Raw genomic sequence first — 317 nt, 5'->3', positions numbered from 1 at the left:
TCCAACTGTTATCCCCCAGTACGAGGCAGGTTACCCACGCGTTACTCACCCGTCCGCCACTAAGTTTAACCGGTGCAAGCACCTGTTAAACTCCGTTCGACTTGCATGTGTTAAGCACGCCGCCAGCGTTCATCCTGAGCCAGGATCAAACTCTCATTAAAAGTTTGTAAATCCCGATCAGGAATAAATACTAGCTTGTATTCTTCCTAACCTTTTTTACTGTTATTGGTTTGTTGATGTTTTACCATCCAACGTTCTTGAAATTTTATAAGAAATTTCAGGGTTGTCATGTTGTTAAATTTTCATGGTTCATTTGT

1 rRNA gene (cut by a window edge) is annotated in these 317 nt (G+C 41.3%); it reads right to left on the bottom strand.

What is annotated here, in order from left to right:
- A 16S ribosomal RNA gene (locus DXB54_RS05480) occupies nucleotides 1-161 on the bottom strand (it extends 1,415 nt beyond the left edge of the window).
- Nucleotides 162-317: the final 156 nt, after the last annotated feature.

The sequence above is a fragment of the Coprococcus sp. OM04-5BH genome (assembly GCF_003482105.1).
Classification (GTDB): Bacteria; Bacillota; Clostridia; order Lachnospirales; family Lachnospiraceae; genus Coprococcus.
This window is presented reverse-complemented; position numbering and strand designations above follow the sequence as displayed.